Source organism: Oleiphilus sp. HI0128 (assembly GCF_001635365.1).
In genome coordinates this window covers 1-854 of record NZ_LWGG01000262.1, presented here as the reverse complement: position 1 = coordinate 854, position 854 = coordinate 1, and the positions used below count along the sequence as shown (strand labels likewise).

1 protein-coding gene is annotated in these 854 nt (G+C 45.6%); it reads left to right on the top strand.

Features of this window, described 5'->3' with window-relative positions; genetic code table 11:
- Positions 1 to 191: 191 nt before the first annotated feature.
- The coding region (locus A3763_RS03455) for a DEAD/DEAH box helicase (protein ID WP_156494870.1) at positions 192 to 854 on the top strand (663 nt) is incomplete at its 3' end.

The following is an 854-nucleotide window of genomic DNA, read 5'->3' as shown; positions in this document are numbered from 1 at the left end:
GAATGAAGCTGGGTGATAAGGAATACAAACCTTGTTATGAGGTTGTCTCATGAGATGATAGGGAAACCTCCTTAGTTAGAATTCAGCTAGAGATGGAACACTTCGCTGACAAGTACTAGAATGTGCCACTTATTAAGGCCCGTATTCGATAAACAGGGGCCTTGCTGCTTTCCAACATCAGGACAATTATTTTGAGCGACTCTGCTTTTTCTTCCCAAGCCCTAAAAAAAGAACTTTTAGACAATCTGGATTCATTAGGCTATCAAGCCATGACACCGATTCAAATGCAGAGCCTGCCCCTGATTATTGAGGGAAAAGATGTCATCGCGCAAGGTCAAACGGGCTCAGGAAAGACTGCCGCATTTGGGCTTGGGCTACTCAATAAGCTAGACGTAAAACGTTTCAGAATTCAATCTTTGGTGCTCTGCCCTACTCGTGAGCTGGCCGATCAAGTCGCCAAAGAAATTCGCAAACTTGCCCGCGCTATTCACAATATAAAAGTTCTCACCTTATGTGGCGGCATGCCTTTTGGCCCTCAAGTTGGTTCTTTAGAGCACGGCGCACATATCATCGTCGGTACTCCTGGCCGGGTTGAAGAACACGTTAGAAAAGGTAACCTGAAGCTCAACAATGTTGACACGCTGGTATTGGACGAAGCTGATAGAATGCTAGACATGGGCTTTCAGGAGGCCTTGGATACTATCATTGAAGATATACCAGAAGAGCGCCAAACTCTGCTGTTAAGCGCAACCTATCCAAAACAGATTCAATCGATCGCAGCGCAATATCTCACCGATCCGGTCATGGTAAAGGTTGAGTCAACACATAGTGACAGCAGTATTGAGCAACACTTC